Below are 22000 nucleotides of genomic sequence, written 5' to 3'. Positions count from 1 at the left end.
GGCAGAATGCACCGCGTGACCGCCGCCCCCCTGCTCGCCCGAGGCCAGCTGCCCGACGCGGCGCGCGTGGTCGTCAAGGTCGGCTCGTCGTCGCTCACCAGCCCGGACGGCCGGCTGGACCCCGACCGGCTGCGCGCGCTCGTCGACGTGCTCGCCGCCCGCCGCCTCGCCGGCGGCCAGGTGGTTCTCGTGTCGTCGGGTGCGATCGCGGCCGCGATCGGACCGCTGGGGCTCGCCGCGCGGCCGCGGGACCTCGCGACGCAGCAGGCCGCCGCGTCGGTGGGGCAGGGGCTGCTCGTCGCGCACTACACGAAGGCCTTCGCCGACCACGGGCTGCGCGTCGGGCAGGTGCTGCTCACCGCCGAGGACACCGTGCGTCGCGGCCACTACCGCAACGCGCACCGTGCGCTCACGCGTCTGCTCGACCTCGGGGTCGTACCCGTCATCAACGAGAACGACGCGGTCGCGACGGACGAGATCCGGTTCGGCGACAACGACCGGCTCGCGGCGCTCGTGTCGCACCTCGTGCACGCCGACGCGCTCGTGCTGCTCACCGACGTCGACGCGCTCTACACCGGCCCGCCGTCGCGGCCCGGGTCGCGGCGGATCACCCACGTGGCCGGTCCGCGTGACCTGGACGGCATCGACGTGGCGTCGCGGGGGAGCGCGGTCGGCACGGGCGGCATGGTGACGAAGCTCGAGTCGGTGGCCATCGCGACCCACTCGGGCATCCCCGTCGTGCTGACGTCCGCGGCGCAGGCCGGCGCCGCGCTCGACGGGCAGGACGTCGGCACGTGGTTCGCCGCGACCGGGCGCCGGTCCTCGATCCGCCTGCTGTGGCTCGCGCACGCCGCGCGCACGCACGGCAAGCTCGTGCTCGACGAGGGTGCCGTGCGGGCGGTCGTCGAGCGGCGCACCTCGCTGCTGCCCGCGGGCGTCACGGGCGTCGAGGGGACGTTCGAGGCGCGCGACCCCGTGGAGCTCGTCGGGCCGGACGGCGTCGTCGTGGCGCGAGGGCTCGTCGCGTACGCGTCCGACGAGGTGCCGGGCCTGCTGGGGCGCTCGACGTCGGACCTGCGCGCCGCGCTCGGCCCGGGGTACGACCGCGCGCTCGTCCACCGCGACGACCTGGTGCTGCTGCGCCGCCGCAAGGCCCCCACGGCCGGGGCCTGATCGGGGCGCGACGCACGACGGCCCGCCGGGTGCTCCGGCGGGCCGTCGGTGTGCAGCGGGCGTGGCGTCAGCCGGCCAGCCAGGCCGTCGTCAGCTGGTCGAGGCGCGAGTCCGCGCCGAGCTCGACGCCGTGCAGGTCGGGCGACAGGCCGAGGTACGTCGTGAGCTCGTGCACAGGCAGGACCCAGTGCTCGGACACGAGACGCTCCTGAGCCTGCGCGAGGACGGCGTCACGCTCGGCCGGGTCGGAGACCGCGAGCTGCTCCTGGAGGAGGCCCTCGAGCGTCGGGTCGTCGATCCGGTAGAAGTTCGTCGCTGCCGTCGAGTACTGCGTGCGCAGGACGTCGCCGTCGGCGCGGGACAGGTTCCCCCACACGAGGTCGAAGTCGCCGGACCTGAGCTTCGCCTGGAAGTCCGGCACGGCGCCCGACCAGAGGGTCACCTCGATGCCGACGGCCTTGAGCTCGGCCTGGATCAGCTCGACGGCCGTCTGGTTGGGCGAGAAGTTGGTGATCCAGACGAGGGTCGGCGTGAGCCGCACGCCGTCCTTCGCGTAGATGCCGTCGGCTCCCTTGTCCCACCCGGCGTCCTCGAGGACCTCGGCCGCCCCCTCGGGGTCGGTGACGAGGTGCTCGCTGACGTCGGCGACGCCCGGCGTCGTGCTCGCGAGCACGCTCGTCGCGACCGCGAAGCCGTCGACGAGGGCCGTGTCGCGGATCTCGGTCGGGTCGACGGCCAGGGCGATCGCCTCGCGTACCGCGGGGTCGCTGCCGATCGGCGACGCGCCGTTGAAGGTCAGGCCGAACGTGATGCCCGGGTTCGCACGGTGCACGAGCGGATAGCCGGACTGCTCGAGCGTCGCGATGTCGGTCGGCTGGACGCCGCCGATGACGTCGACCTGCCCGGACGTGAGCGAGCCGGTGCGGACGCCCGCCTCGGGCGCGACCTGGAACGTCACGGAGTCGAGGTGCGGCGCACCGGCGCCCCTGCGTGCGTCGGGGCCCCACGCGTAGTCCGTGCGCGCCGTCAGGACCGTCTCGGTGTCCTTCGTGTAGTGGTCGAGGACGAACGGGCCCGAGCCGACGACGCCGGTGCCGCTCGCGCGGTCGTCGAACGGCACCGCGAGCGTGGCCGCCCCGACGACCCCGAGCGCGACCGTGCTCGTCGCCTGCGGGAACGCGGCGTTGGGCGCCGAGAACGCGACCGTGACGGTGTGCTCGTCGACGACCGTCGTGCCGACGTAGCCGACGAAGGACGGCGCGGCACCGCTCTTGGCGCCCGCGGCGACGATGTCGTCGAACGTCGCCTTGACCGACTCGGCGGTCAGCGGGGTGCCGTCCGAGAACGTGACGTCGTCGCGCAGGGTGAACGTGTGCTCGGTCGCGTCCGCGCTCGAGGACCACTCGGTCGCGAGCCACGGCTCGAGCGAGCCGTCCGCCGGGTCCTGCCAGAGCAGCGAGTCGACGAGCTGGCGCGTGACGTAGAGCGTGTCGTTGCCGGAGCCGATGCCGGACGGGTTGAGGGAGATCGGGTCGTTGCCGATCGCGAGGACGAGGTCGCCGCCGTCGACGGGTGCGTCGGACGCGGAGCCGGACGGTGCGGCGGCGGGCTCGGCGGACGTGCCGCAGGCGGCGAGCGCGAGGCCGAGGGCGAGGGCGGACGCGGCGGCGCGCAGCGCGCGGGCCGGGGTGGGGGACAGGGGCATGACTCTCTCCAGGTGGTGCGGGTCGGGACGAGGGCGGCGCTCAGCGCCGGGGGAGACGGCGGCCGGGACGACAGGCGGTCATCGCTCACCCCCTCGGGCACGACCGCGGACCGCGGAGCCGGGGATCGCCGCCAGCAGCTCCGCGGTGTACGGGTGCTCGGGCTGCACGAAGACGTGCTCGACCGCGCCGTGCTCGACGACGCGCCCGTGGCGAAGCACGACGACGTCGTGCGCGACCTGCCGGACCACGGCCAGGTCGTGGGAGATGAACAGGTACGACACGTCGAGGTCGCGCTGGAGCTCGGCGAGCAGGTCGAGGATCTGCGCCTGCACGGACACGTCGAGCGCCGAGACCGGCTCGTCGAGCACGACGATGTCGGGCCGGACGGACAGCGCCCGGGCGATCGCGACGCGCTGCCGCTGACCGCCCGAGAGCTCGGCCGGGCGCCGGTGCAGCGCCGACGGCGGCAGCGCGACCAGGTCGAGGAGCTCGGCGGCGCGCGTCGCGCGCGAGCGCCGGTCGCCCACGCCGAACGCGCGCAGCGGCTCGGTGACGATCCGCCCGACCGACCAGCGCGGGTCGAGCGACGCGTACGGGTTCTGCTGCACGACCTGCAGGCGCCGACGCAGGGCGCGCAGCGCCGCGCCCCGGGCGCGGGTCACGTCGGCGCCGTCCACGTGGACCGTGCCTGCGGTCGGCTCGGCGAGCCGCAGCACGAGGCGGGCGGTCGTCGACTTGCCCGAGCCGGACTCGCCGACGAGCGCGAGCGTGCGGCCCCGCGGCACGGCGAACGACACGTCGTCCACCGCGCGCAGCACCCCGCCGCGGCCAGGCAGCGGGAAGTCCTTGGCGAGGCCGCGTGCCTCGAGGGCCGGCGGGGCGGGAGCGCCGGGGCGCGCGGCGAGGTCCGTCGGCGTCGCGCTGGCGGCGTCACCCGCGCGGTGCCCGCGGCGCTGCGCCGGTGCGTCGGCGGTTCCGTCGACCTCCGCCACCTCGCGGGGCGGGGTGCCCCGGCGGTCCGGTGGCGTCCTCCGGGCGCTGCGCAGCGACGGCGCCGCGGCGAGCAGCGCGCGCGTGTACGCCTCGCGCGGCGCGCCGAGCACCTCGTCGGGCGTGCCCGCCTCGACGACGCGGCCCTGTGCCATGACGACGATCCGGTCGGCACGGTCGGCCGCGACGCCCAGGTCGTGCGTGATGAGCAGCACGCCCGTGCCGGTCGCGGCGGTGAGGTCGTCGAGGTGGTCGAGGATGCGGCGCTGGACGGTGACGTCGAGCGCGGACGTGGGCTCGTCGGCCACGAGCAGGCGCGGCTTCGCGACGAGCGCGATCGCGATCAGGACGCGCTGCCGCATGCCGCCCGACAGCTCGTGCGGGTACTGGCGGGCCCGGACCTCGGGCTCGGGCAGTCCCGTGCGCCGCAGCGCCTCGACGGCCTCGAGCGCGGCGGCGCGCCGGTCGGCCAGGCCGTGGACGACGAGCACCTCGGCGACCTGCTCGCCGACGCGCTTGACCGGGTTGAGCGACACGGTCGGGTCCTGCGGCACGAGCCCGACTAGCTGTACTCGGCCGGGACGTTGGTGACGTCGGGGGCCGTTGACGACAGGAGAACCTCCGGTTGGGCTGTGGCTTGTCGAAGGCCCACACCCACCCGGAGGTTCTCGTGCCTCACGCTAACGCCCGACTGAATCTGCGTGGCCGCCAGCTGCTGATCGACCGCGTCGTGCATCAGGGTCGACCGGTCGCTCACGTCGCCCACGAGCTCGGGATCGCCCGCCAGACCGGTTACCGATGGGTCTGGCGCTGGCGCGCCGAGGGGGCCGACGGTCTCGTGGACAGGTCGTCACGGCCGCGGACGAGCCCGAGCAGGACACCGGCCGCCCTGGAGGACGCGATCTGCGCGGCGCGAGCACGTGACCGGTCAGGGCCGGACGTGCTGGGCGCGGCCCTGGGTGTCCCGGCGCGCACGATCACCAGGGTGCTGCGCCGGCGCGGGATGCCGTTGCTGCGCGACCTGGACCCGCTGACCGGCCAGGTCGTCCGGGCCAGCAAGGCCACCGCGGTCCGCTACGAACGCGACCGGCCCGGCGAGCTGGTCCACGTCGACGTCAAGAAGCTCGGGCGCATCCCCGACGGCGGCGGCTGGCGCGCCCTGGGCCGCGACGTCGCCGACCGGCACCGGGACGACCCCATCGGCTTCGACTACGTCCATTCCATGGTCGACGACCATTCCCGGCTCGCCTACTCCGAGATCCTCGCGGACGAGAAAGGCGCCACCTGCGCGGGGTTCGTGACGCGCGCCGCGGCCTACTTCGCCGCTCACGGCATCACCCGGATCGAGCGGATCATGACCGACAACGCCTGGGCCCACCGCTGGTCACTGCGCGACGTCGCCGCCGACCTCGGCGCGAAGCAGGTCTTCATCCGCCCGCACTGCCCCTGGCAGAACGGCAAGGTCGAGCGACTGAACCGCACTCTGCAGACTGAGTGGGCCTACCGGCAGGTCTTCACCACCAACGACGAACGAGCCGCCGCCCTTGCCCCCTGGCTCGAGCACTACAACACTCGACGACGCCACAACGCCCTGGGCGGACTCCCACCCGTCAGCCGACTGTCACCAACCTGACGGCCGAGTACAACTAGCGCGCCCCGGACCGTGCGCAGCGTGCGGGGCGACGCCGTGGCCAGGTCGTGGCCCAGCAGGTCGACGGTGCCGCGCTCGATGAGCGCGCCGGGTGCGAGCAGCCGCGTGACGGCGGCGGCGGTCGTCGACTTCCCGGAGCCGGACTCGCCGACCACGGCGACGGTGCGGCCGGCGTCGACCTCGAGCGAGACGTCGCGCACCGCGTGCACGTCGCCGCGCCGGGTCCGGTAGGTGACGGCCAGGTCGCGCACGGTGAGCAGCCGCTCGGGCGCGGGGGTGCCGGTGCCGTGCGGGGCGGGGACGGTGACGGTCATCGGTTCCTCCCGGGGTCGCCGTCGAGCGCGCGCGAGACGCGGCCGGCGGCGAGCACGGTCGCGACGATGACGAGGCCGGGCAGCGTCGTGAGCCACCACGAGGTACGCAGGTGGTCGCGCCCGCCGGCTACGAGCGCGCCCCACTCGGGTGCGGGCGGTGGCTCGCCGTAGCCGAGGAACGACAGCGACGACACGGCCAGCACGGCGGCGCCGAGCTCGAGCGCCGCGAGCACGACGACCGGGCCGACGGAGTTGGGCAGCACGTGGCCGAGCAGGACCGTCCACCAGGGGCTGCCGCCGGCCTGCGCCGCCTCGACGTACCCGGACGTGCGCACGCGCAGCACCTCGGAGCGCATGATCCGCGACACCGACGCGACGTTCGCGAGGCCGACGGCGATCGCGACGTTCACGGACCCGAACCCGAGGACGGTGATGAGCGCGAGCGACAGCAGCAGCGCCGGGATCGACAGCAGCACGTCGACGACGCGCATCGCGACGTCGTCCACGAGCCCGCCGACGAAGCCGGCGACGAGCCCGATCAGCGCGCCGACGACGAGGCCGACGAGCACCGCGACGAGCGCCGCCTGCAGCGTGAGCTGCGTGCCGTGGACGACGCGCGTGTAGAGGTCGCGGCCCAGCTGGTCGGTGCCGAACCAGTGTGCCCCGGACGGCGGCTGGAGCTTGTCGGCCGGCACGCCGGACAGCGGGTCGCCGGGTGCGAGCAGGGTCGGCACGAACGCGGCGACGAGCACCGCGAGCGACCAGAGCAGCGCGAGCACGAGGCCGGGACGTCGCCCGAGGTCCTCGAGGCGCGTGCGCCACGGGCCGCGGTGCGTGAGCTCGTCGTCGTGCGCGCGCACCGCGTCGGCGAACCGCTCGGCCGCGGTGGTGGTGAAGTCGTCGGCGCGCGCGTCGGGGTCGAGCGCGGTGGGGACGAACCCGTCGGGGCGGCGGGTCTGCGCGCCGGTGAGGCTGTCGAGCGAGCTCATCGCGGTCCTCCGGCGGCGTGCGGCGCGACACCGACGAGCGCGTCGGCATCCGGGCCGTGGGCGTCGTGGGCGGGGTCGGTGCCGCGGCCCGGGCCGGCCGACGCGCCGGCCGCGGTGTCGTCGCGCGCGTCGTCGCGCCCCGCGTCGTCCGTCGTGGGGACCGCACGGCCGGCGGCGACGATGCGCGGGTCGAGCAGCGGGTAGACGACGTCGACCGCGAGGTTCGCGAGCACGTACACCGTCGCGGCGACGAGCACGACGCCCTGCACCACGGGGATGTCCTGTGCGGCGACGGCCGTGGCGGTGAGACGCCCGATCCCGGCGCGCGAGAAGACGGTCTCCGTGACGACGGCGCCGGACAGCAGCCCGCCGACGACGAGGCCCGTCGCGGTGAGGGCGGGCAGCGCCGCGTTGCGCAGCGCGTGCCGCAGGTGCACGCGGGCCCGCCCCGCGCCCTTGGCGACCGCGGTGTCGACGTACGGTTCGTGCAGCGTGTGCAGCAGGCTGCGGGACAGCAGCTGGGCGACGACCGCCGACGTCGGCAGCGCCAGCGTGACGGCGGGCAGGACGACCGAGGCGAGCCCCTGGTTGCCGAGCGCCGGGAACAGCGGCAGCTGGAACGAGAACCACTGCACGAGCGTCAGGCCGAACCAGAACGACGGGATCGCGACCCCGAGCGGCGGAAGCGACTGCAAGAGACCGGCGAGCGCGCGGCTGCGGGTCGCGGTCGCGAGGATCGCGAGCGAGCCGCCTCCGACGACCGCGAGCAGCAGGGCTGCGCCCGCGATCGCGGCGGTCGGCGGCAGCGCCTGTGCGAGCAGCGTCGTCACGGGCTGCTTGCTCACGACCGACGTGCCGAGGTCACCGCGCAGCGCGTCGAGCAGCCGGCTCACGTACTGCGCGGCGAGCGGCTGGTCGAACCCGTACTCCGCGCGCAGCGCGTCGAGCTGCTCGGGTGTGACGTCGTTCGACTCGCCGCCGAACATGACCGACACGGGGTCGCCGGGCAGCGCGTACAGGACGAGGAACGACACCGTGTACGCGGCCCACAGGACGAGCAGGGCGAGGCCGAGCCGACGGACCAGGTAGCGCGTCACGGCGTGGCCGCCGGACGGTGCGGGGCGGTGGTCATGCGGACTCCTTCGGTGCGCCGAGGTGGCGCGCGAGGGCGGGCGGCGTGCTTGCACGGCCGAAGCCGTGCCGGGTCATCACCTGGAGCACCCCGCCACGTGCGGAGGGTTGCCGCCCGACCAGCCAGGGCTTGACGTCGGGTCTCGTGACCGGCGGTGAAGGTAGGAACGGCCGTCGGGGCGGTCAATGGGTGGTCGTCGCTGTCTCACGATGCGGAAAGGGCCGCTCGCGGACACGGTGCACGCGCTGGGTCTTGACCTGCGAGACGACTCCGGCCGCCCCTTGACGCGGGCGGAGTGCCGTCGGAGCGTGCGTCCCGCCCAGACCGCCGTTCGACCGCCCGCCCGCACGGCATCCGCCGCACCGCTGCACGAGGAGCCCGGCATGACTCGATCCACCGCCCCCGCCCAGGACCTCAGCCTCGACGAGGCCGGTGCCCTCGCCCCCCTCGTGAGCCCCGGCGAGGCGGCCGAGCGCGTCGCGGCGGGAGCGGTTCTCGTCGACGTCCGCAGCGACGCCGGCCGCGCCACCACGGGCAGCCTGCCGGGGGCGACGGTCGTCGACCGGTACGCGGTCGACACGGCCTTCGACCTCGACTCGGCGGCGCGGGTCGTGCCGGCCCTGTCGCTCGACACGCCCGTCGTCGTGGTCTGCGGCTCGGTCCGGGGTTCCGGTCCGGTCGCGGCCGCGCTGCGGGACAAGGGCTTCACGGACGTCGTGCACGTCGAGGGTGGGGCACCGGCGTGGCGCGACGCCGGGCTGCCCGTCGAGCAGGCCGACGACGGCGCCGCGACGAGCATCCGGTGACCGCACCGACGGGCGCCCGTGCGCCTGCGTCGCCGACCGTCGGCGCGCCTGCGCTCGAGATCCGCACCGCCCGGGCCGACGAGCTCGAGGCGGTCGGGATGCTGACGCGGCGCGCGTTCGACGCCGGACCGTACGGCGCCGCGACCGACCCCGCACGGGTCCGCCTCATGCTCGACGCGGGCGCCCGGGCGAGCGCGGGGGACCTGCTCGTCGCGACGGCCGACGGCCGGCTGGTCGGCACGGTCAGCCTGCTGCGGCCCGGTCACGGGCTGACGCGGCAGGCGCGGGGGGGGACGAGGCCGAGATCCGTCTGCTCGCGGTCGAGCCGGGCGCACAGGGGCACGGTGCGGGCGCGGCGCTCGTCGTCGCGGCGGTGGACCGGGCCCGCGGGTGGGGCGTGCGGGCCGTCGTGCTCGACACGGGCGCACGCAACGTCGGCGCGCAGCGTCTCTACGAGCGCCTCGGGTTCGAGCGCACGCCGACGCGGGAGAGTGCCGTGGTGCCCGGGGTCGGCAGGCTCGTCGTCCTCGTGCACTCCCTCGTGCGGCCGGGCGTGCCGGTGCGCCGGATCGCCCCGCACGAGCACGACGCCGTCGCACGCCTGTCGGTCGAGGCCTACGCACACGACCACGAGCTCACCGACTCGTACCGGGCGTCGGTCGCCGACGTCGCGACGCGCGCCCGTGAGCACGAGGTCTGGGTCGCGCAGGACCGGGTCACGGGCGACCTGCTCGGTACCGTCGCGACGCCGCGGCCCGGCGCGCACATCTCGCCGCTCGGCCGCGACGGCGAGCTGGACTTCCGGCTGCTCGCCGTGGCCCCGCAGGCGCGGCGACGGGGCGTGGGCGCGCTGCTCACGCGGTTCGCCGTCGAGCTGGCGCGCGAGCGTGGGCTGCGCCGCGTGGTGATGAGCTCCGGGCCGGCCATGACGGGCGCGCACCGCCTGTACGAGAGCCTCGGCTTCACGCGCCTGCCCGAGCGGGAGACGCGCGTCGTCGACGGGGCCACGCTGCTCGCGTTCGGGCTCGACCTCGACCGTGCCGCCGCACCGTGGAAGGCCCGGACCTCGGACGACGACCCGGGGCTACCCTGACGGGATGACCGCATCGCTCGACGTCCCCCTGCACGACGAGGCCGCCGACGGCCGGGACGTCCCGGCGCAGGTCCGTGCGGTCGCGCAGCGCGCCAAGGTCGCGTCCCGGGCCCTCGCGACCGCCACGCGCGCGACCAAGGACGCGGCCCTGCACGCGCTCGCCGACGCCCTGGTCGCCGCCACGGAGGAGGTCGTCGCCGCCAACGCGCGCGACCTCGAGCGCGGCCGCGCCGACGGGCTGTCCGCCGGGCTGCTCGACCGCCTCGCGCTCACGCCCGAGCGTGTCGTCGCGATCGCCGACGCCCTGCGGGAGCTGGCTGCACTGCCCGACCCGGTCGGCGAGGTGGTCCGCGGCTCGACGCTCCCGAACGGCCTGCGGCTGCGCCAGCTCCGGGTCCCGATGGGCGTCGTCGGGATGATCTACGAGGCCAGGCCCAACGTGACGGTCGACGCCGCGGGGCTCGCGCTCAAGAGCGGCAACGCCGTCGTCCTGCGCGGCGGCTCCGCGGCCGCGGCCAGCAACGAGGTGATCGTCGGCGTGCTGGCACGGGCGCTCGAGACGCGGGGGCTGCCCGGCGACCTCGTGCAGTCCATCGACGCCTGGGGCCGCGAGGGCGCCGTCGCGCTCATGCACGCGCGCGGGCTCGTCGACGTGCTCGTGCCGCGCGGGGGAGCGGACCTCATCGCGACCGTCGTGCGCGAGTCGACCGTGCCCGTCATCGAGACGGGTGTCGGCAACGTGCACGTCTACGTCGACGAGAGCGCCGACCTGGCCGTCGCCCTGCCGATCCTGCTCAACGCCAAGACGCAGCGCGTGGGCGTCTGCAACGCCGCCGAGACGCTGCTCGTGCACCGGGGGGTCGCGGACGAGTTCCTGCCCGTCGCGCTCGCGTGCCTCGCGGACGCGGGCGTGACGATCCACGGCGACGAGACGACGCTCGCGCTCGCGCCGGAGGAGGTCGCCGCCGTGCCGGCGACGGACGAGGACTGGGCGACGGAGTACCTGTCGCTCGACCTGGCCGTCCGCGTGGTCGACGACCTCGACGAGGCGCTCGACCACATCCGCACGTGGAGCTCGGGCCACACCGAGGCGATCGTCACGCGCGACCTCGCCGCCTCCGAGCGGTTCGTCGCCGAGGTCGACTCCGCGGCCGTCATGGTGAACGCCTCGACCCGCTTCACCGACGGCGGCCAGCTGGGCCTCGGGGCGGAGATCGGCATCTCCACCCAGAAGCTGCACGCGCGCGGGCCCATGGGCCTCGCCGAGCTCACCACGACCAAGTGGGTCGTCCAGGGCGAGGGGCACGTCCGGCCCTGACGGCACAGCCCGCCGTGCGACACTTGTCGCTCCCGCTCACCCCTCCAGGAGGAACATCGTGCACAGCGTCCTGATCGCCGCTGCCGAGGAGACCGCCGCCCACGGCAGCGAGCTGCCGTTCCCGCCCGTGGTGTTCGGCGTCGGCGCGTTCGTCGGGCTCGTCGCCATGCTCCTGTTCACCTTCGCCTTCCGGAGCGTCGGGACGCGTCACTGAGCGCGCCGTAGGTCCCGGTCCGATGACGCAGCGGCGGCCCCGCCTGGGTGTGATGGGTGGCACGTTCGACCCCGTGCACCACGGGCACCTCGTGGCCGCCAGCGAGGTCGCCGCACGGTTCGAGCTCGACGAGGTCGTGTTCGTGCCGACCGGGCAGCCCACGTTCAAGCAGGACCAGACCGTCACCGTGGCGGAGCACCGCTACCTGATGACGGTGATCGCCACCGCGTCGAACCCGCGCTTCACCGTGAGTCGCGTGGACGTCGACCGCCCGGGCCTGACCTACACGGTCGACACGCTGCGCGACCTCAAGGAGCAGCGTCCGGACGCCGACCTCTACTTCATCACGGGTGCGGACGCGATCGAGCAGATCCTCACGTGGAAGGATGCCGAGGAGCTGTTCGCCATGGCGCACTTCGTGGCGGTCACCCGGCCCGGGCACGCGTTGTCCGTCGAAGGCCTGCCCACCGACCGGGTGAGCATCCTGGAGGTCCCTGCCCTGGCGATCTCCTCGACCGACGTCCGCGCACGGGCAGGTGCGGGTCAGCCGGTCTGGTACCTCGTCCCCGACGGGGTCGTCCAGTACATCGCGAAGCACAGGTTGTATCGAGGTCAGTCATGAGTGAACCGGGAGAGCGGCGGCGGCGACGCGAGCTCGAGCGTGCCGCCGAGCAGGACGCGTCGATGTCGAGCCCGTCCCGTCGCGCGATGCGCGAGCAGGTCGACGGCCCGCCCGGCGTCCCGTCGTGGTCCGCGGCCGCGACGGAGGCGGAGAGCGCGCGGTCCCGCCGTTCGGTCCGTGACACGTCGCTGGACCCGACGAGCGCCCCGCGCCCCGGTGGGCAGGCACAGCCCGCCGCACCCGCGTGGCCGACCGCGACCTCGCGTCCCGCCGCGCCCACCGCACCGCCGTCGCGGCCCGCGCAGCAGCCGCCGTCCGCGCCGCCGTCGGCCCGCCCGCCCGCGGGCGGCCCCGGCTACGCGCCGCAGCCGCAGCGTCCGGCCCCGGCCGGCCCGGGCTACGGGGCGCCCGCCCAGCGGCCCGCCGCGTCGTACCAGGCCCCGGCCGCACCGACGGCCCCGCCCGAGCGACCCGCCTACCCGTCGGCCCCGGCCGCTCCCGCGTGGGGTCAGCAGGGTCAGCAGCAGCCGCCGTCCTCGTGGTCGGCCACGTCGCGGCCCGCCGCGCCGGCCAGCCCTCCCGTCCCGCTCGCGCCCGAGCCGCCCGCGCGACGGCCCGCGCAGTCCGCTCCCGCGGACCCGCCGCGCACCGCGAACCCGTCGTGGTCGGCGTCGTCCGCCGCCGGCGCGCCGGCGACGTGGAGCCCGACGCCGTCGACGAGCGCGTCGTGGAACCCCGCGGCCCCGCGGACCGACGCCCGCCCCGACGGCGCGCCCGCCCCGGCGTGGCCCGGACCGGCCGCCGCGGCTCCCGTGGCGCCGGCGCCGGCCGCCGTCCCCGCCGGTGACGTGCCTGGCGCGGCGGCGACGCCGTGGGGCGCGAAGCCCGACGCGACCGACGTCCCGTCGCCGTTCGGCGCCCGGTCCGAGACCCCGCGCCCGGACCCGCTGCGCCCCGACCCGGCGCGGCCCGACCCGGCGCGGCCCGACCCGCTGCGGTCGACCGGCCGTGACCTCGACGACGAGGACGACGACGAGGACGACGACGACGAGCGCCCGCGCCACCCGTACACGTGGCTGCACCTCATCGTGCTCGCGCTCGTCGCGTTCGTGCTCGGCTTCCTCATCGTCCTGCTGCTCAACAACGCGCGCCCGGCCGAGCCGGGGACGGCGGGTGCGTCCGCGACGGTGACCGTCGTCGACGGCCCGCCGGGCGCCGTGTCCTGACCCACCCCGAACCGAGGAGTCCCGTGCCCGCGACCGAACGTGCCGTCGAGCTCGCCGTGGCGGCGGCCCGCGCCGCCTCCGACCTGAAGGCGCAGGAGATCATCGCGCTCGACGTGTCCGAGCAGCTCGTCCTGACCGACGTGTTCCTCATCGCGTCGGGCACCAACGAGCGGCAGGTCGGCGCGATCGTCGACGCCGTCGAGGAGGCGCTGTTCCACCTCGGCTCCAAGCCCGTGCGCCGCGAGGGCAAGAGCCAGGGGCGCTGGGTGCTCATCGACTTCGGCGACGTCGTCGTGCACGTGCAGCACGCCGAGGACCGCGTCTACTACGCCCTCGAGCGGCTCTGGAAGGACTGCCCGCTCATCGAGCTCCCTGCGGACGTGCACGGCACGGGCGACGAGGCGTGACCGCCGGACGCCTCCTGCTCTGGCGGCACGGGCGGACCGCGCACAACGCGTCCGCGCGCCTGCAGGGCCAGGTCGACATCCCGCTCGACGACGTCGGTCGCTGGCAGGCCCGCACGGCCGCCGCACGCCTCCTCGCACGCCACGAGCCCACGCAGGTCGTCACCTCCGACCTCAGCCGCGCGCACGCCACGGCCGAGTTCCTCGCGCGCGGCGCGGGTCTCGACCTCGCCGTCGACCCGCGGCTGCGGGAGCGCGGGTTCGGGATCTGGGAGGGCCTGACGGGCGACGAGATCGTCGCGCGCTGGCCAGACGAGTTCGCCGTCTGGCGCTCGGGCGGCGAGCCCGCCGGCGTCGGTGCGGAGAGCCGGGCCGAGGTCGCCGAGCGCGTGGGCGTCGCCGTCGAGGAGCACGCCACCGCGCTCGACCGCTCCGACACGCTCGTCGTCGTCTCGCACGGCTCCGCGATCTCCTCGACCGTCGGGCGCCTGCTCGGCCTGGGGGACCGGCTGCACGTGTTCACCGGCATGCTCAACGCTCACTGGGCGGAGCTGTCCTCCACGACCCACGAGGGCGGGACCGCCTGGCGTCTGACGGGCTACAACCTCGGCCCCACGGACGCGTCGTCCGACTGGAACGCCGGTCCGGACACGCGCGAGTCCGACGCGGACGCCGAGACGCGCGACCCCGATTAGGAGATCGACCGGGGTTCGTCCTAGACTCTCCGAGCGCCCGCAAGGGTGTGGGACCCGCTCCGGTGGGTTCGGAACGGGGCTGTGGCGCAGCTGGTAGCGCACCTGCATGGCATGCAGGGGGTCAGGGGTTCGAGTCCCCTCAGCTCCACCGAAGTAGCAGGTCAGAGGCCACGTCGGGATCCTGGACACAGGAGCCGGACGTGGCCTCGAACGTGTGGGGACATGTCTCGGTCCGGCCGTCGAGCGGCGTCCGCCGCCCCCGCCCCGACCACCTGCCCGGACAGCTCGTCGTCGTGACGACGGACGTCGCGGGCGGCACCGGGCCCGGGTCGTCACTGCCGTCCGGGCAGACCGCGGGGTCTCGGGTCAGGACGGCACGGGCAGCGCCTCGGGTTGCCGGTGGAGGGTGTGCAACCGGTCCACGACCAGGACGCCTCCGAGGACCGTGATCGCGAGGGCGATGGCGGCGACGACGTCCGTGAGGAAGTGGTAGCCGAGGTACAGGCGGCTCAGCGCCACCACCGCGGTGCCGACGACCGTCAGCACGCTCCACGCCACGAGCCGCGGGACCGTCGGGGTTCGGCTGCACACGAGGTAGCCGGCGACCAGGAGGAACGTCGCCGTCCCGATGGTGTGCCCGGACGGGAACGACCCGGTCGTCTCCGCCCCCGGCACGAACATCGTCTCCTCGGGCGGGCGTTCCCGCGCGACCAGGCCCTTGATCGCGAGGCTGATGAGCGTGGAGGCGACCATCGCCCCGGCGAGCAGCGCGGGCCGCCACCACTCGTGGCGCACCAGGCCCCACACCACGCAGGCGACCAGCACGATGATCGGCAGGACGGTCGGCCCGGTGACGAACGTGATGGCTGCCAGGACGGACGTCCACCCGGCGCTGCGGTGGTCGACCAACCAGTCCAGGACGGGCTCGTCAAGGTCCCACAGGTCGTCCTTCTCCTGCACCCCGTCGAGCACGGCGAGGAACACCCAGAGCCCTGCGACCACGAGCAGGACGCCCGGCAGGACCGCCCACAGCACGGGTCGGGAGCGCAGGGCCGCGATGCCCGAGGTTCTCGGTGGTGCGAGGGGAGGTTCGTCCGTCATGGAGCGACGCTAGCCGCGAAGGAATGCCCCGTCTCTCCGTGCGAGAGGCGGTCGCGTCGTGCGTCCGGCACGCGCGCGGCCGGCACCGGCGGTGAGCAGGCGCTCGACGCGGGTCGCGGACGTGACGAGGGCGGCGAGGACGAGGGCGGCGGCGGTCAGGTGCAGCGGGCGGGACAGCCACCAGGCGGCGGTCCACGGCTCGGGCAGGCCGCCGTCCGCCGCGAGCAGGACGACGCCGGCGACGGCGAACATCGCCGGCAGGTGCCACAGGTAGAGGCCCATCGCGCGGGGCCCGACCCACCGGCACGCCCGTGAGCGTGACGCCCAGCGGGCGATCGCGTCCCGGAGCAGGAGCGCCGCGGCGACCTGGGCGACGGCGAACCCGACGACGGGGGCCGTGGGAGGTCCGAGGTTGGAGATCGCGTCGCCGGGCATGCCGATGAGCGACGCGGGGTAGGGGCCGGTGGCGAGCAGCAGGACGGTCGCGGCGAGCCCGGCGGCGACGAGGAGGGCGAGGACGGTCCGCTCCGCGGAGAGCCTGGCGCGGCCGGCGGTGGTGGCGCCACGGACGTGTCGCTGTGCGTGGACGAGCCCGCCGACGTACGGCACCGCCCAGACGAGGAGCACGTTCACCAGGCCCGCGGTCGGCACGACGTCGGAGAACCGCAGGACGTCCGCCGCGAGCGGGAGGGCGACGAGCACCGTCAGGACCCGGACCGGGCCCCACCGTGCGAGCACGCGCAGCGCGAGCGGCGTCACGGCGAGCAGGCCGAGCTGGACCGCGAGGAACCACAGCGGCTGGGGTGCGATGCGTGCGACCCGCTCGACCGCGGCGCCGGGGACCCCCAGCCGCGGCAGCAGCACGAGCATCCCGGCCCACGCGACGGCGAAGACCGCGACCGGTCGCGCCATGCGCAGCAGCCGGGCACCGGCGAACCGCCAGCCCGGCCGGCCGGGGTGGCGGAGCAGGTCGTAGCGGGCGGCGGCGCCGGCGGCGAAGAAGAGGAGGGGGAGCGGCTGGAGCCACGTGAGCACCCAGGCGTCGCCGTGGGCGAGGGCGTTGCCGACGCGCAGCACGTGGCCGTCCCACGTCGCCTCGACCATGAGCCAGTGCAGCGCGACGACGAGCAGCGTGCCGGCGACGCGGATGCCGTCGACGAACGGGTCGCGCTGCGGGCGCACGCCGGTGCGGGCGGGGACGGGTGCGCGGGGTGCGGGGGCGCTCGCGGGCGGCCGGGCGGTCGTCGCGGGGGCAGTCAGGACGGAGGACGGCAGGGCTGTCGGCAACGCGAGCTCCGGACGGTGGCGCGCGTGTCCCGCGCGGGCACCCGTCGGTCGGGTGCCCGTCCAGCCTGTCGAGGATCGTCGCAGGTCAGAACCGGATCCACCCCCGAACACAGGGGGTGGTCACCCCGAGGCGCCGCACGGCGGACAACCCCCGGACAGCCCCTCCGGAGGGCGGAGCGGGCCCGCTCAGACGGGCATCGGCAGGCCCGTGAGGTCCTCCGAGACGCGCCACAGCGTCCGGACGCCCGCGTCGACGTCGCGGCGCAGCACCGGGCGACGGACCGCGGGACCGACGTTGACCCAGCGCGGCGCGTAGAGCTCGCCACCCCGCGCGTGCGGGTCGGTCGCGGCCCGCAGCTGGGGCACCGCACCGCCCTCGGCCGACATGCCGAAGCGGTGCACCATCGCGAGCCAGAACCCGGCCGACCGTCCGCCGCCGCCGTTCGCGACGGTCGTCTCCTGCAGGCCGGTGCGGGCGAGGCCGGGGTGGGCGAGGAGGCTCGCGGCGGGCGCGCCCGCGGCGGCGAACGCGCGCTGGAGCCCGAGGGCGAAGTGGAAGTTGGCGAGCTTGGACCGGTAGTAGGCGCGCCACGGGTCGTAGTGGTCGGCCCAGAGCAGGTCGTCGGGGTCGAGCACCGCGCCGCCGTGGTGCGCCGTGCTCGTCACGCTCACCACGCGCGCGGCCGGGGCGCGCAGCAGCGCGGGCACGAGGAGCGCGGTGAGGGCCCAGTGGCCGAGGTGGTTGACGCCGAGCTGCAGCTCGAACCCGTCCTCGGTGGTCCGGAACGGGGTCGCCATGACGCCCGCGTTGTTGACGAGCAGGTCGACGCGCGGGTGGTCGGCGAGGATGCCGGCCGCCGCGTCCCGGACCGACGCGAGCGACGCGAGGTCGAGGCGGACGGTCGCCAGCGACGCGCCCGGGTGCTCGGCGAGGATCGCGTCGCGCGCCGCGTCCGCCCGGGAGACGTCCCGGGCCGCGAGCACGACGTGCGCGCCGTGCGCCCCCAGCACGCGGGCGGTCGCGCGACCGAGGCCGCCGTTGGCGCCCGTGACCACGGCGACGCGTCCGGACAGGTCGGGGACGAGCCGGTCGACGTGGCGGGTGCTCCAGGCGGCGGACATCGGGCCTCCTCGTCGGTCCGCACGCGCGGTGGCGCAGGCCGCCCCGGCGCGTCGTGCGCGTGCGACGTCACGGTAGCCGTCCGTCCCCGGGCGCGCGGGCCAGGCGTAGGCCCCGTAGCGTCGAGAGCCACGGCCGCCCCGGCCCTGGCAGGAGGAGGACCTCGATGGCCCTGTTCGCCCGACGCCCGCGCGACGTCGCCCCACGGCGCGACGTGAGGCCACCTGTCGCCCCGCAGCCGCCGCGGGGGGCCCCCGGGCTGTGGTCCGACGGGCTCGGTCGTGCGGGCACACGGTCGGTGCAGGTGCTGGCCGTCCTGGCGCTCGTCGCGGTCGCGGTGCTGGCCGTCACGCAGCTCACGCTCGTCGTCATCCCGGTGCTCATCGCGCTCGTGCTCGCGGCGGCGATCTCGCCCCTGGTCGGGGCCCTGCGACGCCGCGGCGTGCCGCCGTTGCTCGCGACGTGGATCGCGCTCGTCGCGCTCGTCGCCGTGCTGGCGGGCGTGCTGTGGCTCGTCGTCCGCGCGGTCGTCGGGCAGTGGGGGACGCTGCGCGACCAGGCGCTCGAGGGGTTCGACGAGCTCCAGCGGTACGTGCAGGGCCTGCCGTTCGAGGTGGGCGAGGAGCAGCTCCAGTCCGTCCGGGAGTCCGTGACCGGGTTGCTGCAGTCCGACGCCGTCGGGTCGGGGGCGATCGCGGGCGTCTCGCAGACCGTCGACTTCGTCGCCGGGTTCTTCATCATGGTCGTGGTGCTGTTCTTCTTCCTCAAGGACGGGCCGGTGATCTGGGAGTTCCTCCTGCGGCCGTTCGAGGGACACCGGTACGAGCGCGGCAAGCGTGTCGGCGTCGTCACCATCAGCACGCTCGGCGGGTACGTGCGCGGCACGGCGATCATCGCGGCCGTCGACGCGGTCGCGATCGGCATCGGGCTCGCGATCGTGGGCGTCCCGCTCGTCGTCCCGCTGTCCGTGCTGGTGTTCCTCCTCGCGTTCGTGCCGCTCGTCGGCGCCACCATCGCGGGGATCCTGGCCGCCCTGGTCGCGCTCGTCGCCCTCGGGCCCGTCGAGGCGCTCGTCGTCGTGGCGATCGTCGTCGTCGTGAACCAGGTGGAGGGCGACTTCCTGCAGCCCGTCGTCATGGGCCGCACCCTGCGCCTGCATCCGCTCGTGATCCTCGTCGCCCTGACCGCCGGCACGGTGCTCGCCGGGCTGACCGGCGCGGTGCTCGCGGTGCCCATCGCCGCGTCGATCTGGCGTGCGGTGCAGGTGTGGGACGGGCCCGAGCTGCCGGCACGGTTCGCCCGGCAGAAGCGCCCGGAGACGGTGGACCGCCGTGGCGCCGCCGGGAAGCCGGGCGCCGGGGCAGCCACGCCGACGCGCTGACCCGCACGACGCCGGACGGGGTGGTGGGCCCGTGCACCGGACCCACCACCCCGTCGGGTCAGCGGCTCAGCCGCGCGTCCACTGCTGCGTCGTCGCACCGGCGACGCACGCGGCGAGCGTGACGCCCCACGAGTCGGCCGGTGTCGTCAGGCACAGCGTCGGGTCGGCCGCGCTCGCGATCGTCCCGTCCGCGCCGACCGTCCAGCGCTGCTCGGCACTGCCCGTGCAGTCGACGATCGCCACGCCCGCACCGCCCGCCGCCGTCCCGCCCGCGGGCGCGACGCACATGTCGCCGTAGATCCGCAGCTCGCCGGCCGCGGTCGCGTCGAACGACTGGTTGCCGCCGCCGTTGCACCACCACAGACCGAGGACCGTGCCGGCCGCGGTCGACGCGCCCGGGACGTCCAGGCAGACGTCGCCGCCGGTGCTGTGGTGCACGCTGACGAGCGGCTCGCCCGGGGGAGCGGGCGGCAGGTCGTTGAGCGCCTCGTGCCTGCGCAGGCCCCAGCCCCACTGGATCTGGGCCAGCCCGGAGGCGTTGGTGACCTCGAGGTCGCCGGGCGCGACCTCCTCCGTGAGCGTGTAGGAGTCGCCCGTGCGCAGGCCGGGCCAGTAGACGAGCCCGATGCCCTGGTCGCGCGCGACCTCGGTCAGGGCGCCCAGGTAGGCGGTCGAGACGTCGCCCGTGTGGTTGCCGTAGTTGAGGCCCGTCGTCATGGGCGAGCCGGCCTCGGTGACCACCGTGCGCCAGCCGACGTCGCCGAGGCGGGGCAGCAGGTTGGCCTTCCACTCCTCCTCGGTCGTGTGGTTCGCCCAGAAGCCGTAGAAGTGCAGGGACAGCAGCGTGCCGTCGAGCTCGGGGGCCGCGCCGACGCCGGTGACGTCGTCGTTGTACCCCGTGCCGGAGACGATCACGCGGGAGCGTGGCACGTCGTCGTGGTCGGCGAGCCAGTCCGCGCTCAGGCCGACCCACTCGTCGAGGGAGTAGCCGAACGGCTCGTTCATGAGCTCGAAGTAGACCTTCGGGTTGTTCTCGTACGTGTCGACGACGGTGTCCCACATCGCGTCGAAGGCGGCCGGGTCGTCGGCGCGCCCGTCCTTGGCGTCGTCGGCCTCCCAGTAGCTGAGGACGACCTTGAAGCCGTGCCGGGTCGCCGCGTCGATCGCACCTCGGTACGAGTCCCACCAGTCGGTGCCGACGCTCGACGGGTTGATCGGCAGGCGCACGGTGTTCGCGCGCAGCTCGTGGCGGAACTCGAGGACCGTCGCCGACGCCTTCGCGTAGGTGGCGCGGTAGTCGTCGGCCGTGCTCAGGCCGGAGGGGACGACCTCGTCGTCGGCGTAGTTGTCGCGCGGGTCCGCCCAGTTGACGCCGCGGAACTCCGCGGTGCCGGCGGGACCGACCGCGGGGGAGGCGACGGCGGCGGGGACTGCCGCGCCCAGGGCTGCCAGGGAGGCGGCCGCGAGGGCCGCCGTACGGGTCGCTGCTCTCAAGGGGGACTCCGATCTGCGGTCGCCTCGTCGCGCCGCCGTCCGTCCACGGGCCGCCGGGCATCGTCGCCGCGCGGTTCTGGGTCGCGTCACCCTGACACGATCCGGACCTCATGTGCAACCCTTAGTCTTATGGTCAGAACAATACGCGGACGACCGGGCTGCACCCCCGGGCGGCGAAGCGGAGCTAGATCCGCCCGCGGACGGGCGTGCGGTCGGCCGGGTCGCCGTCGCGGGGCATGAGCATCTCGGCGCGCACGCCGAGCAGCCGGACCTCGCGGTCCTCGACCCGCTCGGCCAGCGCCGCCGCGGCCTCGAGCACGGCGGCCGCGTCCGTCGTCGGCGCCGGGAGCCTGCGGCTCATGCCGGTCGTGACGAACGGCGCGTACCGCACCTTGAGCGCGACCCGCACCACCGGGCGTCCGTCCTGCGCGACGTCCTCGACGACCTCGCGGGCCAGCGCCGAGACGGCCTCGCGGACCTGCTCGGGCGTCGTGAGGTTCTGCTGGAACGTCGTCTCCCGACTGTGCCCGCGCGGCACCCACGGAGCGTCGTCGACCGCCGCCGGACCGATGCCGTGCCCCAGCTCGTGGTACCAGACGCCCATCCGCGGCCCGAACTCCGCGACCAGCGCGTCCACGGGGGACCCCGCCAGCTCGCGCACGGTCGTCACGCCGAGGGCCGAGAGCCGGCGCGACACCTTCGACCCGACGCCCCACAGGGCGATGGTCGGGCGCTCGCCCATGACGTCGAACCAGTTCTCGGACGTGAGCCGGAACACGCCGGCGGGCTTGCCGAGGTCGGTCGCGATCTTCGCGCGGACCTTGTTGTCCCCGATGCCGACCGAGCAGTGCAGGTCCGTCGCCCGCAGGACCGCCTCCTGCGCCCGACGGGCGAGCAGCTCCGGGTCGTCGGTCCGCGCGCCCAGGAACGCCTCGTCCCAGCCGAGCACCTCCACGACGACGCCCAGCGAGCGCAGCGTCGCCATGACCCGCTCGGAGGCCGCCTCGTACGCCGCCGCGTCGACCGGGAGGAACACGCCGTCGGGCAGCTTGCGCGCCGCGACCCGCAGCGGCATGCCGGAGTGCACCCCGCGCTCGCGGGCCTCGTACGACGCGGTCGAGACGACGCCGCGCTCGGTCGGGTCGCCGTGCCCGCCGACCACGACCTGCTTGCCGGCGAGCTCGGGACGGCGCAGGACCTCCACGGCCGCGACGAACTGGTCGAGGTCGACGTGCAGCACCCACGCGGCGTCCGTGCCCATGCCCCCTGAGTGTGCCCGCATCC

The 22000-nt window shown here is 75.4% G+C and carries 20 protein-coding genes, 1 tRNA gene, 1 pseudogene and 1 riboswitch; of the genes and pseudogenes, 12 read left to right on the top strand and 10 right to left on the bottom strand.

Annotated features, from left to right (window positions below):
- Positions 1–6: 6 nt before the first annotated feature.
- Positions 7–1173, top strand: coding sequence for a glutamate 5-kinase (gene proB, locus CELF_RS12225; protein ID WP_013771575.1), 1167 nt, complete (start codon positions 7–9; stop codon positions 1171–1173).
- A 67-nt stretch (positions 1174–1240) separates the two neighbouring features.
- Here proB and CELF_RS12220 read toward each other — a convergent pair whose 3' ends face one another.
- Positions 1241–2878 carry an ABC transporter substrate-binding protein gene (locus CELF_RS12220; RefSeq protein WP_013771574.1) on the bottom strand — a complete coding sequence of 546 codons (1638 nt, stop codon included), beginning with the start codon at positions 2876–2878 and terminating at the stop codon, positions 1241–1243.
- 78 nt (positions 2879–2956) lie between these two features.
- Positions 2957–4465 (bottom strand): annotated as a pseudogene (locus CELF_RS12215) (dipeptide ABC transporter ATP-binding protein); the annotation flags it as partial.
- A gap of 74 nt (positions 4466–4539) precedes the next feature.
- On the opposite strand from CELF_RS12215, the gene CELF_RS12210 reads away from it, so the two are divergent.
- On the top strand, positions 4540–5502 hold the full coding sequence (locus CELF_RS12210; RefSeq protein ID WP_013771572.1) for an IS481 family transposase: 963 nt from the start codon (positions 4540–4542) through the stop codon (positions 5500–5502).
- On the opposite strand, the gene CELF_RS12205 is transcribed toward CELF_RS12210, so the two are convergent.
- The 3 genes from CELF_RS12205 to CELF_RS12195 are packed head-to-tail and all read right to left on the bottom strand — an operon-like array spanning position 5433 to position 7920.
- Positions 5433–5834: an ATP-binding cassette domain-containing protein gene (locus CELF_RS12205; RefSeq protein WP_013771571.1), complete on the bottom strand. Its 402-nt coding sequence runs from the start codon at positions 5832–5834 to the stop codon at positions 5433–5435. The genes CELF_RS12210 and CELF_RS12205 overlap by 70 nt on opposite strands.
- On the bottom strand, positions 5831–6823 hold the full coding sequence (locus CELF_RS12200) for an ABC transporter permease (protein ID WP_013771570.1): 993 nt from the start codon (positions 6821–6823) through the stop codon (positions 5831–5833). Before CELF_RS12200 ends, CELF_RS12205 begins: the two co-directional genes overlap by 4 nt.
- Positions 6820–7920, bottom strand: coding sequence for an ABC transporter permease (locus tag CELF_RS12195; RefSeq protein WP_013771569.1), 1101 nt, complete (start codon positions 7918–7920; stop codon positions 6820–6822). Before CELF_RS12195 ends, CELF_RS12200 begins: the two co-directional genes overlap by 4 nt.
- A 75-nt stretch (positions 7921–7995) precedes the next feature.
- Positions 7996–8105, bottom strand: a riboswitch (SAM riboswitch).
- 233 nt (positions 8106–8338) lie between these two features.
- Here CELF_RS12195 and CELF_RS12190 point away from each other — a divergent pair.
- The 9 genes from CELF_RS12190 (at position 8339) to CELF_RS12155 (ending at position 14481) form a co-directional block, all read left to right on the top strand.
- Positions 8339–8761 (top strand): rhodanese-like domain-containing protein, encoded by a 423-nt coding sequence (locus tag CELF_RS12190; protein ID WP_013771568.1) that lies wholly within the window; start codon positions 8339–8341, stop codon positions 8759–8761.
- Entirely contained in the window at positions 8685–9854 is a 1170-nt protein-coding gene (locus CELF_RS20005; RefSeq protein WP_083835725.1) for a GNAT family N-acetyltransferase, read from the top strand. The genes CELF_RS12190 and CELF_RS20005 overlap by 77 nt, the downstream gene beginning before the upstream one ends.
- Before the next feature lie 4 nt (positions 9855–9858).
- Positions 9859–11172: a glutamate-5-semialdehyde dehydrogenase gene (locus CELF_RS12180; protein WP_013771566.1), complete on the top strand. Its 1314-nt coding sequence runs from the start codon at positions 9859–9861 to the stop codon at positions 11170–11172.
- Positions 11173–11230: 58 nt separating this feature from the next.
- Positions 11231–11386: a hypothetical protein gene (locus CELF_RS20650; RefSeq protein WP_013771565.1), complete on the top strand. Its 156-nt coding sequence runs from the start codon at positions 11231–11233 to the stop codon at positions 11384–11386.
- Between the two features lie 22 nt (positions 11387–11408).
- Entirely contained in the window at positions 11409–12008 is a 600-nt protein-coding gene (gene nadD, locus CELF_RS12175) for a nicotinate-nucleotide adenylyltransferase (RefSeq protein ID WP_013771564.1), read from the top strand.
- Positions 12005–13234: a hypothetical protein gene (locus CELF_RS12170; RefSeq protein WP_041553473.1), complete on the top strand. Its 1230-nt coding sequence runs from the start codon at positions 12005–12007 to the stop codon at positions 13232–13234. Before nadD ends, CELF_RS12170 begins: the two co-directional genes overlap by 4 nt.
- A 23-nt stretch (positions 13235–13257) precedes the next feature.
- Positions 13258–13641: a ribosome silencing factor gene (gene rsfS / locus CELF_RS12165; RefSeq protein ID WP_013771562.1), complete on the top strand. Its 384-nt coding sequence runs from the start codon at positions 13258–13260 to the stop codon at positions 13639–13641.
- Entirely contained in the window at positions 13638–14333 is a 696-nt protein-coding gene (locus CELF_RS12160) for a histidine phosphatase family protein (RefSeq protein WP_013771561.1), read from the top strand. Before rsfS ends, CELF_RS12160 begins: the two co-directional genes overlap by 4 nt.
- Positions 14334–14408: 75 nt before the next feature.
- Positions 14409–14481 (top strand) — tRNA-Ala (locus CELF_RS12155).
- Between the two features lie 218 nt (positions 14482–14699).
- On the opposite strand, the gene CELF_RS12150 is transcribed toward CELF_RS12155, so the two are convergent.
- The 3 genes from CELF_RS12150 to CELF_RS12140 form a co-directional block, all read right to left on the bottom strand.
- Positions 14700–15434, bottom strand: coding sequence for a phosphatase PAP2 family protein (locus tag CELF_RS12150; RefSeq protein ID WP_013771560.1), 735 nt, complete (start codon positions 15432–15434; stop codon positions 14700–14702).
- Positions 15435–15443: 9 nt separating this feature from the next.
- Positions 15444–16721, bottom strand: coding sequence for an acyltransferase family protein (locus CELF_RS12145; protein ID WP_013771559.1), 1278 nt, complete (start codon positions 16719–16721; stop codon positions 15444–15446).
- A gap of 186 nt (positions 16722–16907) precedes the next feature.
- On the bottom strand, positions 16908–17843 hold the full coding sequence (locus CELF_RS12140) for an oxidoreductase (protein WP_013771558.1): 936 nt from the start codon (positions 17841–17843) through the stop codon (positions 16908–16910).
- Between the two features lie 164 nt (positions 17844–18007).
- Between CELF_RS12140 and CELF_RS12135 the strand changes: the two genes are divergently transcribed.
- On the top strand, positions 18008–19222 hold the full coding sequence (locus CELF_RS12135; RefSeq protein WP_013771557.1) for an AI-2E family transporter: 1215 nt from the start codon (positions 18008–18010) through the stop codon (positions 19220–19222).
- A 66-nt stretch (positions 19223–19288) separates the two neighbouring features.
- Here the strand turns inward: CELF_RS12135 and CELF_RS12130 are convergent, their stop codons facing one another.
- Complete coding sequence (locus CELF_RS12130; protein WP_013771556.1) at positions 19289–20716, bottom strand: ricin-type beta-trefoil lectin domain protein; 1428 nt, start codon at positions 20714–20716, stop codon at positions 19289–19291.
- Positions 20717–20900: 184 nt separating this feature from the next.
- Complete coding sequence (locus tag CELF_RS12125; protein ID WP_013771555.1) at positions 20901–21977, bottom strand: DNA polymerase IV; 1077 nt, start codon at positions 21975–21977, stop codon at positions 20901–20903.
- Between the last annotated feature and the right edge of the window lie 23 nt (positions 21978–22000).

The sequence above is a fragment of the Cellulomonas fimi ATCC 484 genome (assembly GCF_000212695.1).
In the GTDB taxonomy this organism is placed as follows: Bacteria; Actinomycetota; Actinomycetes; order Actinomycetales; family Cellulomonadaceae; genus Cellulomonas; species Cellulomonas fimi.
The sequence above is the reverse complement of the archived record's forward strand: the minus strand, read 5'-3'. Positions and strand labels throughout refer to the sequence as shown.